The sequence below is a fragment of the Streptomyces aurantiaciflavus genome (genome assembly GCF_049808595.1).
GTDB lineage: Bacteria > Actinomycetota > Actinomycetes > Streptomycetales > Streptomycetaceae > Streptomyces.
Map to the genome: position 1 here is coordinate 1 of NZ_JBNCAQ010000010.1, position 14,154 is coordinate 14,154.

The window sequence follows — 14,154 nt, forward strand, 5'->3', positions numbered from 1 at the left end:
CCCCCCCCACCCCCCGAAACGCATGTGAGTCGATCTTCACGGGCCCAGTAGGATTCCGGGCATGGCGGCCACTGGAACCGAGAAGCAGGGGGCGAAGGCGTACTACGTCTCGACCCCGATCTACTACGTCAACGACGCTCCTCACCTGGGCCACGCCTACACGACCGTCGCAGGGGACGTGCTCACGCGCTGGCACCGTCAGCGCGGCGAGAAGGTGTGGTACCTCACCGGCACGGACGAGCACGGTCAGAAGATCATGCGCACCGCCGACGCCAACGGAGTGACCCCGCAGGAGTGGTGCGACAAGCTCGTCGAGGAGGCCTGGAAGCCCCTCTGGGAGCACCTGGAGATCGCGAACGACGACTTCATCCGCACCACGCAGAAGCGGCACACCGACCGCGTCCAGGAGTTCGTGCAGGACCTGTACGACAAGGGCGAGATCTACAAGGGCGGCTACGAGGGCCCGTACTGCGTCGGCTGCGAGGAGTACAAGCTCCCGGGCGAGCTCCTGGACGGCGAGGGTGACTTCGCGGGTCAGAAGCTCTGCCCGATCCACAAGAAGCCCGTCGAGATCCTCAGCGAGGAGAACTACTTCTTCAAGCTGAGCGAGTACGGCGACAAGCTCCTCGCCCACTACGAGGCCAACCCGGGCTTCATCCAGCCCGAGTCCGCGCGCAACGAGGTCGTGAACTTCGTCCGGCAGGGCCTGCAGGACCTCTCCATCTCCCGCTCGACGTTCGACTGGGGCATCCCGATCCCCTGGGACACCAAGCACGTGATCTACGTGTGGGTCGACGCGCTGCTGAACTACGCCACGGCGGTCGGCTACAACGAGAACCAGGAGAAGTTCGAGGCCACCTTCCCGGCCGACGTCCACCTGGTCGGCAAGGACATCCTCCGCTTCCACGCGGTGATCTGGCCCGCGATGCTGATGGCGCAGGGCCTCCCGCTGCCCGGGAAGATCGCCGCGAACGGCTGGCTGATGGTCGGCGGCGAGAAGATGTCGAAGTCGAACCTGACCGGCATCAAGCCGCAGGACCTCACCTCGCACTTCGGCGTGGACGCCTACCGCTGGTACTTCCTGCGCGCGATCGCCTTCGGCCAGGACGGCTCCTTCTCCTGGGAGGACTTCTCCGCCCGCTACACGAGCGAGCTGGCGAACGACTACGGCAACCTCGCCTCCCGCGTCGCGGCCATGGTCGGCAAGTACTTCGACGGCGCCCTCCCGGCGGCCACCGCCGACGGCGAGGCCGAGAAGGCCCTGCACGACGGTCTGGCCAAGGCGGTCGCCGAGGCCGACCGGAAGATCGGCGACGAGCTGGACTTCCAGGGCGGCATCCTCGCCGTCTTCGACTTCGTCAAGCAGGTCAACGGCTACATCACGGAGCAGGAGCCGTGGAAGGTCGCGAAGGACACCAGTGAGGAGGGCAAGGCCCGCCTGGCGACGATCCTCTACACGGCCGCCGAGTCCCTCCGTGCGATCGCCGTCCTCCTCAACCCGGTCATGCCGGAGACCTCCCAGAAGCTCTGGGACTCCCTGGGCGCGGAGGCGACCCTGGGCGGCCTCGCCGAGCAGCGCGTCCAGGAGGCCGGCGAGTGGGGCCGCCTGCCGGCCGGCTCCACGGTCACCAAGGGCGCGGTCCTCTTCCCCCGCCTGGAGGAGAAGCCGGCCACGGCCTGACCGCCGTACCCGCGACGACACATGACCAGGGGCCCGGGAAAACTCCCGGGCCCCTGGTCATGCCGACGGCAACAAGCCCGGACGCCGGTCCGCCCCGGCGTCCACGGCGAGGACGTCACCATCGGAGACTGGACCGTCTCGGCCGACAACCTGCCTCGCGATGGGACGAATCTCCCTTTCGCCGAACAGGCGAACGCGAGGGCCGGGGGCTCGTGGTCTCCCGGCCCCCGCGCGTTTCAGGGGCCGCTCGGGCCAGTGGCCGGGCGCTACTTCAGGACGCCCGCGCCCGTCGTCGTCGCCAGCGTCGTCGGCAGGTTCTTCGCCGAGGACTCCAGGCCCGCCGTGAGGGTCGGGGTCCAGTTGACCGTCGTCTTCAGGTCCTTGGACGAGGCGGCGTTGTACGCGGCGACCAGGTCGGTGACGGTGCCGTTGACGAGGTTGCCGCTGCCCTTGACGGCGCCGGTGCCGTCGCCGCTGAGCAGCTTGGCGGCCTTCCCGCCGGAGGGCAGCTTCCAGTAGTTGTTCTCGGCGACGACCTGGGCCTTGGCGCGGGAGTTGATGCTGTACTGCGTCGTGTAGCCGTTGAGGGGCGTGACGTCGTACAGGTTGTTGTAGATGTGGACCTGGCCGACCCGGGCCAGCGGGGCCCGCTGGACGATGCCCTTCCACACGTTGTGGTGGATGGAGACGCGCAGCTTGCCCGCGGGCTCGCTGTCGCTGCTGCCGATCAGCATGGTCTTGTCGTGGTTGGTGAACTGGTTGTTCGAGACGGTCACCAGGTCGGAGCTCTTGGTGATGTCGAGGGCGCCGTCATGGATCTGGTACTCGCGGCCGTAGTACTTGGGGTTGGCGCTGTCCAGGTGGGGCGCGTCGGTGAAGGTGTTGTGGTCGGCCCAGACGTGGGTCGCGCCGCGCAGGGTGACGGAGTCGTAGTTGGAGTTCCAGTTGCCGTCGTCGCCGTCGGTCGGGTCCCACTGCGGGAAGCAGTCCTCGGTGGCGGCGAAGTTCAGGTTGCGGACGATGACGTTGTCGACGCTCTGGATCTGGACCATGCCGCCGGTGATCCCGGCGTTGGTGCCGGGTACGCCGACGAGGGTGGTGTTGGCGGGCACCTTGAAGACGATGTTCTTCGCCTGCTTGGCCTGGGCGGCGGCGCGGGCGGTCTCCTGCGTGCCCGAGGGCAGCTTGGAGCGGCCGTACGTGGCGGGGTCGTACGCCTTCAGATAGGCCGACAGCGAGTAGCCGGTGCCCTTCGCGTAGTCGGCGCAGGTCAGCTTCTTGCCCGAGTCGTCGGTGTTGGCGTCGATCGTGCCCTTGACCTTGATGATCCGGGGCGTGGTGTCGGTCGCGGACCCGAGCGCCTTCACGAGCTCGGCGCGGGTGGAGACGGTGAAGGTGTGGGCGGCGTCGGCCTTCGTGCCCCCGGTCGTCCCCGTGCCGGAGGACGCCCAGCCGTCCTTCGCGGCGAGCGTCTGGTGGTACAGGTCGACGGCATCGGCGTTCGCGTTCATCACGAACACACCTGCGCCGACGCCGGCCGCCACCACGGCGGCGGAGACGACGAGCGTGCGGCGGGTGCGGAGGGACCGACGGTGAGCGGGAGCTGCCACAGGGGAGTCCTTAAGGGTTCGCTTCGGGCTTACGACTCGTCAGTAGGCGCCGCCGCGTGAAGAGTTGCCGCGTCCCGAAGAATTTTTTCTCCGCCCCCTCCGCCACTCGAACAAACACCTTCACGATTCCCTCACCGCCCGCTTAAGGTGCGCATCGGGGGGCGAACGCCCCTACGGGGAGGGGAATCACCACACATGCGCAGATCAGGCCTGCCGCCGCGCCGTCGCGCCGCGGCCACCGCGCTCACCACCGTCTCGCTCGTCCTCGCGGGCCTCGCGCTCCCGGCCGCTCCCGCCGCCGCGGCGACCACGCTGCCGCCGTGGACGAGCCCGGTGACGCTGAGCGGCGAGGCGTCCGCTCCGCAGGACGTCGTCGTACGGAGCGACGGCAGCGCCGTCGCCGTCTGGATCAAGGCCGCCTCCGGCCGCACCGGTCGCCTCCTCGCCGCCCTGCGCCCCGCCGGGAGCGACACGTGGAGCGCACCGGTCGAGCTCGCCGCCGCCTCCGTCGGCGAGGCCCGGATCGTGGCACGGTCCGACGGCTCGGTCGCCGCCGTATGGGCCGAGTACTCGAGCCCCACCTCGTCGGGCACCGCCACGGGCCCCTCGCGGGTCGTCGCCGCCGTGCTCGGCGCGGGGCAGGCGCCGGCCTGGTCGCAGCCCGTCGAGCTCGTCGGCACCGCGAAGCAGCTCACGGCCTCGCAGCTGGACCTCGCGCAGGGACCGGACGGCACCGTCGCCGCCGTCTGGGTCGGCCGCCCGCAGGGCACCTCGGTGTCCATCCCGAGCGAGGCGTACGCCACCACCCTGGCGGCGGACGGCAGTTGGACGGCGCCGGTACGGGCCAGCAACGCCGGCTCCTACTCCGGCTCGTACTACGGCGCCGTCGTCTTCGAGCCCCAGATCGCGTCCGACGCTCAGGGCGGCCTCGTCGTGTCCTACCGGATGCACCAGTACGGGATCTCGTACCTGATGACCAACACCCGGCCGGCCGGCGCGACCGACTGGCAGACTCCGGTGAAGCTCACCGACGACATCGCCACCGACATCATCGCCAAGACGACGAACCCGACGCTGGCCTCCGACGCCCACGGCGTGGTCCTGGTGTGGCAGGACAAGAACAAGGCGCTGCGGACGATGCGCCGCCCGGACGCCGCCACCGACTGGAGCCCCGCGCAGACCGCCGCGACGGACACCGGCTACCTCTACGAGAATCCCGAACCGTTGCTCGGACCGGACGGGGACGTGACCCTCGTGTGGACCGACGCCACCACGTACAGCCTGCGCACCACCACCTTCGACGCCGCCACGGGCCAGTGGTCGGCGACGCGGACGCTGTCCACGACACCGGTCATGGTCGACTCGTCCCGTCGGGACGGGCACGACGCGGCGATCGCCCCGGACGGATCGGTGCACGTCCTGTGGCACCAGGACCTGCCCGACGAGTTCGACGAGCACCTCCTGGAGGCCACCCTCGTCGACGGCGAGTGGACGGCCCCCCGGCAGATCGACGGGAACACGCGCCAGTCCGTGACCGGCGAGATCGCGGCGACCTCGGCCACGGACGCCACCGCCGTGTGGACCTGGTCGGCCAACGGCGCGACCGGCCTCGACGCGGCCCGCACCACCTACCCGCGGCTCGCGCTGGAGCTGTCGTCCGTGCCCGCGTCCGTGAACTTCAAGAGCACCGCCGCCTGGGCGCCGACCTGGCAGGCCAACAGCCCCGTCACCTCCTGGACGCTCACCCTCACCGACGCGGCCGGCCGCACCCTGCGCACGCTCACCGGCGCCCCCGGCACCACCACCGTCGCCGCGTCCTGGAACGGCCGCACCGCCTCCGGCGCCTGGGTCGCCAACGGCAAGGTGAACTGGACCCTGAAGGCCGCCCAGTCCGGCTACTCGGGTACGCCGACGCTGGCGAGCGGCACGCTGACGGTGGCCGGCGGCGCGCCCGTCCCCCGTGACTTCGGCGGCGTGTCCGCCCTCCCCGACGGCGTCGGTGACCTGCTCACCCTCACCTCCACCGGCCGGCTCCAGCTGCGCTACGGCACGCTGAACTCCGTGCGGGAACTGGGCGCCGGCTGGCCCACGACCATCAGGGCGGTGCCGTTCGGCGACCTGAGCGGCGACCGCTGCAACGACGTCCTCGTCCGGCTGAGCAGCGGGGCCCTGCGCCTGTACAAGCCGGCCTGCGGCGGCGCGCTCACGCCGACGACGTCGTACACCACTCTCGCCACCAGCGGCTGGAACCAGTACGACGTCCTGACCGCCCCCGGCGACCTCACCAAGGACGGCCTCCCGGACCTGCTCGCCCGCAACGCCTCCACGGGGGCGGTCTACCTGTACAAGGGCACGAGCACCGGCCGGCTGTCCGCGCCCGTGAAGCTGTACGACAGCTGGAAGACGTACAAGAAGGTCGTCGGCGCCGGGGACCTCAACGGCGACGGCATCGGCGACCTGCTGGCCCAGGACAACTCCAACAACCTCTACCGCTACCTCGGCACCGGCACCGGCACCTTCACCGCCCGTGTGAAGCTGTACGCCAACTGGGGCGCGTCGTACAACCTGGTCGTCGGGGCCGGCGACGTCACCGGCGACAGAAAGGCGGACCTCGTGGCACGCGACACCGCGGGCGTCCTCTACCGCCTCCCCGGCACCGGCACGGGCGGCTTCGGCACCCGCGTGAAGATCGGTACCGGCTGGGGCGCGTACAAGGGCGTGTTCTAGCCCCCCGACGTATCCGAGGGGCGGCGGGGCCGTTCAGCGCCCGCCCCACCGCCCTCGGACGTGTCCTCACGAGGAGTTGTGACGTGAGCTCGATCAAGAGCAGCGGCCCGGAACAGGCACACGCCGCCCTGGACGGCCTGGTCCTGGGCGACGCGTTCGGCGACAGCTGGTTCACGCGCTCCGACGAGCCCGCCGAAGAGCTGTGGGCCGCACGGGAGTCGCGTCCGGCCCCCTGGCCCTGGACGGACGACTCGGCCATGGCGTTCGTCGTCTTCGCCCACCTGACGGCCCACGGCGAGATACGTCCGGACGTGCTGGCACGGGAATTCGCCGCCGAGTACGAACGTGATCCGGACCGCAAGTACGGCCCGTCGATGCATGGGGTGCTGCGGCGCATCGGGGCGGGCGAGGACTGGCGGGCGGTGACGACGGGGCAGTTCGGCGGGCAGGGTTCCCACGGCAACGGCGCCGCGATGCGGGTCGCCCCGCTGGGCGCCTGGTTCCACGACGACCTGACGACCGTCGCCGAACAGGCCGGCCTGTCCGCGCTGACGACTCACGCCCACCCGGAGGCCGTCGCGGGAGCGGTGGCCGTGGCGGTGGCCGCCGCGCTGGCGGCGGCCGGGTCGGGCCAGGAAGCCCCTCCGCGCGCCGAGTTCCTCAAGGAGGTCGCCTCGCACCTGCCGGACACCGACGTCCGCTCCGGCCTCCTGACGGCCGCGAGCTTCCCCGAGCGCACCTCGGTGCGGCACGCGGCGTCCGTCCTGGGCTCGGGGACGCTGATCTCCGCGCAGGACACGATCCCGTTCGCGCTGTGGTCCGCCGCGGGGCACCTGGACGACCTGCCCGAGGCCCTCTGGCAGACCGTCGCCGCCTGGGGCGACCGCGACACGACCTGCGCGATCGCGGGCGGAGTCGTCGCGGCACGGACGGGGACGAACGGCGTCCCGGCGGCCTGGAGGGAGGCTCGCGAGGAGATTCCGCGGTGGAGCGGCCTGCGGCCGGCCCGTTCCCGCCACTAGCGGGGCGTGACCGCGAGGGACTCACGGGCCGCGGGGGCTCGGGAGCCGGGTGGGGCGGCCGGGTCCGGGGAGAGGCCCAAGGCCGTACGCGCCACGCGGAGATGCTCCAGGCCCTCCTTGGCGACCCGCGTGACCTCGGCGTACTCCACCGCCGTACGCGCTGCGGCCAGTCGGGCGCGCGCCGTACGGTGGCACTCCGCCGCATTCGTCAGCGCTCGGTCCGCGCTCGCGTCCGCGCTCGCCCAAGCGCGCACGTCCGGTGGGACGAGGCCTGCGCCCAGCCGTACGAGCCAGTGGTTCGCCTCGGCCTCCGCGTCCAGGTCGGACGGGGGGCGGGTGCGCCGGCTGCGGCGCTGGGCCACCACCCCCGCCACCACGCCGGCGATCAGCAGTACCGAGAGCGTGATCATGCATCCCATGGCGGGCTTCCTCCCTTGCCGCGCCGGCCCCGTCGGCCCGGCTCCCTCCTCTCCCATGAGACGGCAGTCCGCTGTGGGCGCCCCTCGGGGTTCCTGTGTGCTCGCGGTGAGGTGTCCAAGAGGGCCGGGTCACCGCCGGCCGGCGCGAACGGCGGCGACCCGGACCTCAGTTCCTCAGCTCGCCGAAGCCGACGGCGACGCCGACGCCGACGTGCCCGGTTGCGGTGCGTCCTGGCCGTCGTGCGTCGCGGCCGGATCCACGCCGACCGTCAGCGACGCACGACCCGCGGTCAGGTGCCGTCGTGCGTCGCGTCGGGGTCGACTCCGACGGTGATGGAGGCGATCACACCCTTGGCGATGTTCTTCTTGTTGTACTTCAGCTTGAGCAGACCGCCCGTCGTACCGCTCTGGTCGTAGATCGTGTCCTCGGTGAGCGTGGTCCGGGTGGTGGTGCTGGTGGAGTACGGCTCGACCTCGGCGGCGGCCAGCACCGACTCCTCGTCGAAGAAGAACTGGCCGGTGTGGCAGGCGTGCCCGCCCTCGTAGCCGGCGTCGGTCCACTCGCCGTCCACATGCACCTTGGTGTGGATGTGCACGCACCGCCCCTGGTACCAGCCGGGGAAGACCGTCCTGAAGGTGACGCGGCCCTGCTTGTCCGTCTTCCACGTGCCGCGCAGATAGCGGGTGTCGCTGGTCGGCTCCTCGTGCCCGCCGCCGCCACCGCCGGACGGGGGCGCACCGGTCGGGGTGCCGGACGGCACGTCCGTGGGGGTGCCGGACGGCACGTCCGTGGGGGTGCCGGTGGGGGTGCCGGTGGGCGCGTCCGTCGGGGCGGTGCCGCCGCCCTGGGAGAAGCTCTCGTAGCCCGAGTACAGCCCCAGGGCGTCGCAGTGCCAGATGTCGACGGCCGCGTCGGCCACCGGCTTGCAGGTCTCGGAGTCGATCACCTTGAGCTGGAGGGTCAGCGGGATGCCCTCCTTGTCCTCGGTGATGTCCTGCCGGAGCTTGTCCGCGTCGATGTAGTAGGGGCCCTCGGTGGTCTCCGAGGTGAGCCTGTAGCAGGTCGTCGCGGTGCTGGACGCGGAGGCGAACGCGGTGCTCGTCGTCTCCGTCACCTCGTCGGCGGAGGCGGTCATGGCGAGCGCACCGGCCGCGCCGACGCCGACCACGGCCGCGCCGCCCGCGACGACGACCTTGCGCCGTGTCATGTTCCTTTTGTGCTGGGGGCCTTCAGGCCTTTCGTTTCCCGTCATGCCCCGGACGTTAGGTAAGGAGGCTGTTCTTACCATGGGTGACGACTGTGGGTTCCTGAGAAATCTGAAGTTCTCGGCCACGGAAACGGAAACGGGAAAGGGGCGGGATACGGCGTCCACCGACGCCGGTATCCCGCCCCTTTCGGCGGCTTGCCTGCCCGATTACTTCGGCTGCGGCTTGCGCACCGACAGGTGCAGCTCACGCAGCCGCGCCTCCTCCAGCTCCGTCGGCGCGCCCATCATCAGGTCCTGGGCGTTGCCGTTGAGCGGGAAGGCGATCGTCTCGCGGATGTTGGGCTCGTCGGCCAGCAGCATGACGATGCGGTCGACGCCGGGGGCGATGCCACCGTGCGGCGGGGCGCCGAAGCGGAACGCGCGCAGCATGCCCGCGAACTTCTCCTCGACGGTCTCCCGGTCGTAGCCCGCGATCTCGAACGCCTTGAGCATGATCTCCGGCTCGTGGTTCCGGATCGCGCCGGAGGACAACTCGACGCCGTTGCAGACGATGTCGTACTGCCAGCCCAGGATGTCCAGCGGGTCCTGGGTCTGCAGGGCCTCCAGGCCGCCCTGCGGCATCGAGAACGGGTTGTGCGAGAAGTCGATCTTGCCGGTCTCCTCGTCCTTCTCGTACATCGGGAAGTCGACGATCCAGCAGAAGCGGAAGACGCCCTCCTCGAAGTGGCCGGCCCGCTTGGCGGCCTCCACCCGCACCGCGCCCATGATCTTCGAGACCTCGTCGAACTCGCCCGCGCCGAAGAAGACGGCGTGACCGGCCGCCAGCGACAGGCGCTTGGTCAGCTCGGCGACGTTCTCCTCGGTGAGGAACTTGGCGATCGGGCCGGTCAGCGAGCCGTCCTCGGCGACGCGGACCCAGGCCAGGCCCTTCGCGCCGAGCGAGATCGCGTACTCGCCGAGCTGGTCGAAGAACTTGCGGGGCTGGTCCTGGACGGCCGGGACCGGCAGCGCGCGGACGTGCTTGCCGGCGAACGCCTTGAACTCGGAGCCCTCGAAGACGTCGGTGATGTCGACGAGCTCCAGCTGGGCGCGCAGGTCCGGCTTGTCGGAGCCGTACTTCAGCATCGCCTCGCGGAACGGGATCCGCGGGAAGGGAGAGGTGACGTGACGGCCACCCCCGAACTCCTCGAACAGCTCGGTCATCAGCTTCTCGACCGGCTGGAAGACATCCTCCTGCTCGACGAAGGACATCTCGATGTCGAGCTGGTAGAACTCGCCCGGCGAGCGGTCCGCACGCGCGTCCTCGTCACGGAAGCAGGGCGCGATCTGGAAGTACCGGTCGAAGCCGGAGATCATCAGCAGCTGCTTGAACTGCTGCGGAGCCTGCGGCAGCGCGTAGAACTTGCCCGGGTTCAGACGGGAGGGGACCACGAAGTCACGCGCGCCCTCGGGGGAGGTCGCGGACAGGATCGGCGTCGCCATCTCGTTGAAGCCCAGCGCCGTCATCTTGTGGCGGATCGCGGAGATGACCGCCGTGCGCAGCATGATGTTGCGGTGCATGCGCTCGCGGCGCAGGTCCAGGAAGCGGTACTCCAGGCGCCGCTCCTCGTTGACCCCGTCCTCGGTGTTGATGGTGAAGGGGAGCGGCTGGGCCGCGCCGAGCAGCTCGACCTCGCCCACCTCGACCTCGACCTCACCGGTCGGCAGGTCCGGGTTGACGTTCTCGGTGCCGCGGGAGACGACCTTGCCGTCGACGCGGACCGTCGACTCCTTGGTCAGCTTGTCCAGGGCCTCGTAGGCGGGCGTGCCGGGACGGGCGACCAGCTGCGTGATGCCGTAGTGGTCGCGCAGATCGATGAAGAGGATGCCGCCCAGGTCGCGCCGATTGTGCAGCCAGCCACTCAGCCGGACGTCGGTGCCGACGTCAGAGGCGCGGAGCTCGCCGCAGGTGTGGGACCTGTACCGATGCATCGTCGTTCATCCAGTCTTCGCGGATCGGGGTCTGTGTTTCAGGGTGTTTCACGTGAAACAACCCCCAGGGTACCGGGCGGGCCAAGATCGGCTCTCCCCACTTATGACGTCACCGCCCGGTCGATGATCAGTGGCAGGGTTCGATCGCCTGTTCTTAAAGTGGGGCAATGCGCACTGGCGAGCCGCTGCCCGCCGTGGGGGAGGTTCTCGCCGCCCTCGCGACCGGCCTGTGGCACTGGGACACCGCCACCGGGCTGGTCACGGTCGATGCCGAGGCGGCCCGGCTGCTCGGGCTGCCCGCCGAGGGGACCGTTCTCACCGAGGCCCAGACCCGGGCCCGCCTCCACCCCGTCGACTGGAACGAGATCACCGGCGTCATCCAGCTCGCCGTGGCCGAGGGCACCCTCGCCGAGGTCCGGATCCGGATCATGGACGACCAGGGGCGGGTCGTCCGGGTCGTCCGCAGCCGCTCCAAGCCGTCGTTCGACCCGGTGAAGCGGGCGTACGAGCTGATCGGGACGCTCCAGGAGGTCACCGAGCCGAGGCCGGGCACCCCCGCCGACCGCACGGCCGTCACCGGCGACTGGCGCCGCTCCCGGGAGGCGTTCCTGCTGGACGCGGGCCGGGCGCTGGCGGAGGCGCGGTCCACGGAGGAGGTGCTGCGGGTCGCGGCGGGCCTGTCCATGCCGGGCTTCTCCCCGGACGGGCTGGCCGTCTTCGGCGTCGAGGGCGACCGGCTCACGGTCATCGGGCACCACGGGCACCGGCCCGGCGACGAGAGCCCCTTCACCCAGATGTCCCTCCAGACGGACTACCCGGCCGCCGAGGTCGCGCGCACGGGCCGGGCCGTGTATCTCTCCTCGCCCGAGCAGTACAAGGCGCGCTACCCGCTCACCTGGCCGCTGGCCGCGCACTTCGGCCGCCAGTCCTGGGCGTTCCTGCCGCTCACGGTGGCCGGCCGCACCATGGGCGCCTGGATGGCCGCCTTCACCCACCCGGTGGCGTTCACCCCCGACGAGCGGTCCGTCCTCACCACCGTGGCCCGCATGCTCGCCCAGGCCCTGACCCGCGCGGGCGCCGCCGAGACCCAGCGCGAACTGACGGAGGGCCTGCAGCGCTCGATGCTGCCCACGCTCGGACCCGAGATACCGGGCATGACCCTCGCCGCCCGCTACATCCCCACCGGCGGCGGCCTCCAGGTCGGCGGCGACTGGTACGACATGATCCCGCTGCCCGGGGGCACCTCCCGGACGAGGTCCGGGGGCGGGCGCTTCGCGCTGGTCATCGGGGACGTGCAGGGCCACGACGTCCGGGCCGCGGGCCTCATGGGCCAGCTGCGCATAGCCCTGCGGGCGTACGCCGCCGAGGGCCACCGCCCCGACGCCGTCCTCTCCCGCGCCTCCCGCTTCCTCTACGGCCTCACCCACACCGACGGCGTCGACGCGACCGCCGACCTACGGTTCGCGACCTGCCTGTACATCGAGGTCGACCCGGTCACCGGCGTACTGGAGACCGCCCGGGCCGGTCACCTCGACCCGGCTGTCCGGATGGCCGACGGCACGGTCCTGGTCCGCTCCACGGCCGGCGGACTGCCGCTGGGCATCGATCCGGACGCCGACTACCCCACCACCCGCCTCGCCCTGGAACCCGGTGAGGCGCTGATGATGTGCACCGACGGCCTGCTGGAGACCGGCGGCCACGACCTCGACACCGGCTGGCGGCGCGTCCGCGGGATCCTGGAGACGCACGAGGGCGGACTGGAGGAACTGGCGGACGCCCTGGTGCAGGCGGTCCACGGCCCCTCGTCCCACCACACCACCGGCCCGCTGGCCGACCGGCGCGAGGACGACATCGCCGTCCTCCTCGTCTGCCGCCAGGGCGAGGGCAGCGGCCTCGGCGCCGCCACCCCCGTACGGCCGCCCGGGCGGCGCACCGTGCTGACGGTCGCGCAGGCCGAGCCCGAGCGGATCGCCGAGTCCCGCCGACAGGTGCGCGAGCTGCTGCACGACTGGGCCTGCGCCGACCAGGTCGACTCGGCGGTCCTGCTCGTCTCCGAGATGCTGACGAACGTCCTCGTGCACACGGACGCCGACGCGTTGCTCCTCGCCGAGGTCACCGGCGCGCCCGGCGAACGCCGCCTGCGCATCGAGGTCACCGACACCAGCGACGACCTGCCCCACAAACGCCGCCCCGGCGAACTGGCCTCCTCGGGCCGCGGCCTCGTCCTCATCGAGCTGCTCGCGGACGAGTGGGGGGTGGCGCCGCGCGGCGAGGGCAAGAGCATCTGGTTCGACCTCTACGAGCCCTCCGCGGGCGTATCCGAGGACGTGTCCGAGGGGGCCGCGTAACGCCTCCGCAGTTCGTGCACGACGCCGAACCCCGCCGCCGTCAGCGGCACGGCGAGCAGCATGCCGAGGATCCCTGCGACGGACGCACCGGCCGTGATCGTCACCATCACCACCGCCGGATGCATCTGCACGGTCCGGCTCTGGACCATCGGCTGCAGCACATGTCCCTCCAGCACCTGCACGGCGAGCACCACGCCGAGCGCCCACAGCGCGATGACGAAACCGCGGTCGGCCAGCGCGACGAGCACGGCGAGAGAACCGGAGAGGAAGGCGCCGAGATAGGGGATGTAGGCACTGACGAAGACCAGGGCGGCCAGGCCCACGGCTCCCGGGACGCGGAGGACGAGCAGTCCGACGCCGATGCACACGGCGTCGATGAACGCGATGAACGTGGTACCCCGCATGAACCCTTCGACGGCCTGGAAGGCCCGCCGCGCCATGGCCTCCAGGGTGTCCGCGGTGCCGTGCGGCGCGAAGGACCGCAGGGTGGAGACGGCCCGGTCGGAGTCACGCAGAAAGAAGAAGACGAGCAACAGCGCGAGTACGGCCATGGCGATGGCCTCCCCCACGACACTGACCCCGCTGATGACCCCGGAGGCGGCGGTCCCGCCGAACTTGGTCAGCAGCTCCCTGGCGTTGGACGCGAGATCGTCGAGCGAGGTCCCGGCCGCCCCGAAGTGCTCGGCCACGCCTTGCGCCGCTCGCTTCAACGAGGCCACGATCTCGTCCCCGCTGTCGACGAGCGCGGCGACGACGATGTAGACGGCGCCGCCGACCACGGCCAGAACAGCCACACAGGTGACCCCGGCGGCGACCGACCGGTTGACCCTCGCCTTGACGAGCCGCCGGTGGAACGGCCCGAGCAACGCGGTCCCGAGCAACGCGAGCAGCACGGGCACCACCGCCGTCCGGAACTGCGCGCACAGCCGGATCCCGACGTAGACGACCCCCGAGACCAGCAGGATGACGACACACCAGGCGGCGAGCCGGCGGACGGGGCTGGGGAGCAGGGCCACGCGTCCAGCGGATCACACGCGCACGCGGCTGTCCTGCGCGGACGGTCCGGCCGGGTGACACCGACCGCAGAATCGATGCCTCAGCTCCCTAACGGGTGAAGATCCTTGCTGCGCACGTCAGTTGCATCGGCATATGCCTAGCTTCCGGGAAG

At 71.1% G+C, this 14,154-nt stretch carries 9 protein-coding genes; 4 read left to right on the forward strand and 5 right to left on the reverse strand.

Annotated elements, in window-relative coordinates; all coding sequences use genetic code 11:
* Nucleotides 1-61: 61 nt before the first annotated feature.
* Nucleotides 62-1,681, forward strand: coding sequence for a methionine--tRNA ligase (metG, locus tag ACPT94_RS13485; RefSeq protein ID WP_425245915.1), 1,620 nt, complete (start codon nt 62-64; stop codon nt 1,679-1,681).
* A gap of 266 nt (nt 1,682-1,947) precedes the next feature.
* Here the strand turns inward: metG and ACPT94_RS13490 are convergent, their stop codons facing one another.
* Complete coding sequence (locus ACPT94_RS13490; RefSeq protein ID WP_425245916.1) at nt 1,948-3,291, reverse strand: pectate lyase family protein; 1,344 nt, start codon at nt 3,289-3,291, stop codon at nt 1,948-1,950.
* Nucleotides 3,292-3,486: 195 nt separating this feature from the next.
* Here ACPT94_RS13490 and ACPT94_RS13495 point away from each other — a divergent pair, with 195 nt between their 5' ends.
* Together ACPT94_RS13495 and ACPT94_RS13500 are read left to right on the forward strand one after the other, a co-directional pair.
* Nucleotides 3,487-6,018: an FG-GAP repeat domain-containing protein gene (locus tag ACPT94_RS13495; protein WP_425245917.1), complete on the forward strand. Its 2,532-nt coding sequence runs from the start codon at nt 3,487-3,489 to the stop codon at nt 6,016-6,018.
* An 83-nt stretch (nt 6,019-6,101) separates the two neighbouring features.
* The gene (locus ACPT94_RS13500) at nt 6,102-7,040 is read left to right on the forward strand and encodes an ADP-ribosylglycohydrolase family protein (protein ID WP_360351101.1); all 939 of its coding nucleotides are present in this window, start codon (nt 6,102-6,104) and stop codon (nt 7,038-7,040) included.
* On the opposite strand, the gene ACPT94_RS13505 is transcribed toward ACPT94_RS13500, so the two are convergent.
* From ACPT94_RS13505 to aspS, 3 genes are all read right to left on the reverse strand, one after another.
* Nucleotides 7,037-7,459, reverse strand: a complete 423-nt coding sequence (locus ACPT94_RS13505; RefSeq protein WP_360351098.1) for a hypothetical protein — start codon at nt 7,457-7,459, stop codon at nt 7,037-7,039. The two genes, ACPT94_RS13500 and ACPT94_RS13505, sit on opposite strands and share 4 nt — an antisense overlap.
* A 290-nt stretch (nt 7,460-7,749) precedes the next feature.
* Nucleotides 7,750-8,667: an intradiol ring-cleavage dioxygenase gene (locus tag ACPT94_RS13510; RefSeq protein WP_360351095.1), complete on the reverse strand. Its 918-nt coding sequence runs from the start codon at nt 8,665-8,667 to the stop codon at nt 7,750-7,752.
* Nucleotides 8,668-8,874: 207 nt separating this feature from the next.
* A complete protein-coding gene (gene aspS / locus ACPT94_RS13515; RefSeq protein WP_360351092.1) occupies nt 8,875-10,638 on the reverse strand; it encodes an aspartate--tRNA ligase in 1,764 nt (587 codons plus the stop codon).
* 167 nt (nt 10,639-10,805) lie between these two features.
* On the opposite strand from aspS, the gene ACPT94_RS13520 reads away from it, so the two are divergent.
* Nucleotides 10,806-12,986 carry an ATP-binding SpoIIE family protein phosphatase gene (locus ACPT94_RS13520; RefSeq protein WP_425245918.1) on the forward strand — a complete coding sequence of 727 codons (2,181 nt, stop codon included), beginning with the start codon at nt 10,806-10,808 and terminating at the stop codon, nt 12,984-12,986.
* On the opposite strand, the gene ACPT94_RS13525 is transcribed toward ACPT94_RS13520, so the two are convergent.
* Nucleotides 12,935-14,002: an AI-2E family transporter gene (locus tag ACPT94_RS13525; protein ID WP_360351087.1), complete on the reverse strand. Its 1,068-nt coding sequence runs from the start codon at nt 14,000-14,002 to the stop codon at nt 12,935-12,937. The genes ACPT94_RS13520 and ACPT94_RS13525 overlap by 52 nt on opposite strands.
* Nucleotides 14,003-14,154: the final 152 nt, after the last annotated feature.

What these genes read in the sequence shown, in the direction of transcription:
- metG (WP_425245915.1), top strand. Translation starts at nt 62, where the DNA reads ATGGCGGCCACTGGAACCGAGAAGCAGGGGGCGAAGGCGTACTACGTC.
- ACPT94_RS13505 (WP_360351098.1), bottom strand. Translation starts at nt 7,459, where the DNA reads ATGGGATGCATGATCACGCTCTCGGTACTGCTGATCGCCGGCGTGGTG.
- ACPT94_RS13510 (WP_360351095.1), bottom strand. Translation starts at nt 8,667, where the DNA reads ATGACACGGCGCAAGGTCGTCGTCGCGGGCGGCGCGGCCGTGGTCGGC.
- aspS (WP_360351092.1), bottom strand. Translation starts at nt 10,638, where the DNA reads ATGCATCGGTACAGGTCCCACACCTGCGGCGAGCTCCGCGCCTCTGAC.
- ACPT94_RS13520 (WP_425245918.1), top strand. Translation starts at nt 10,806, where the DNA reads ATGCGCACTGGCGAGCCGCTGCCCGCCGTGGGGGAGGTTCTCGCCGCC.
- ACPT94_RS13495 (WP_425245917.1), top strand. Translation starts at nt 3,487, where the DNA reads ATGCGCAGATCAGGCCTGCCGCCGCGCCGTCGCGCCGCGGCCACCGCG.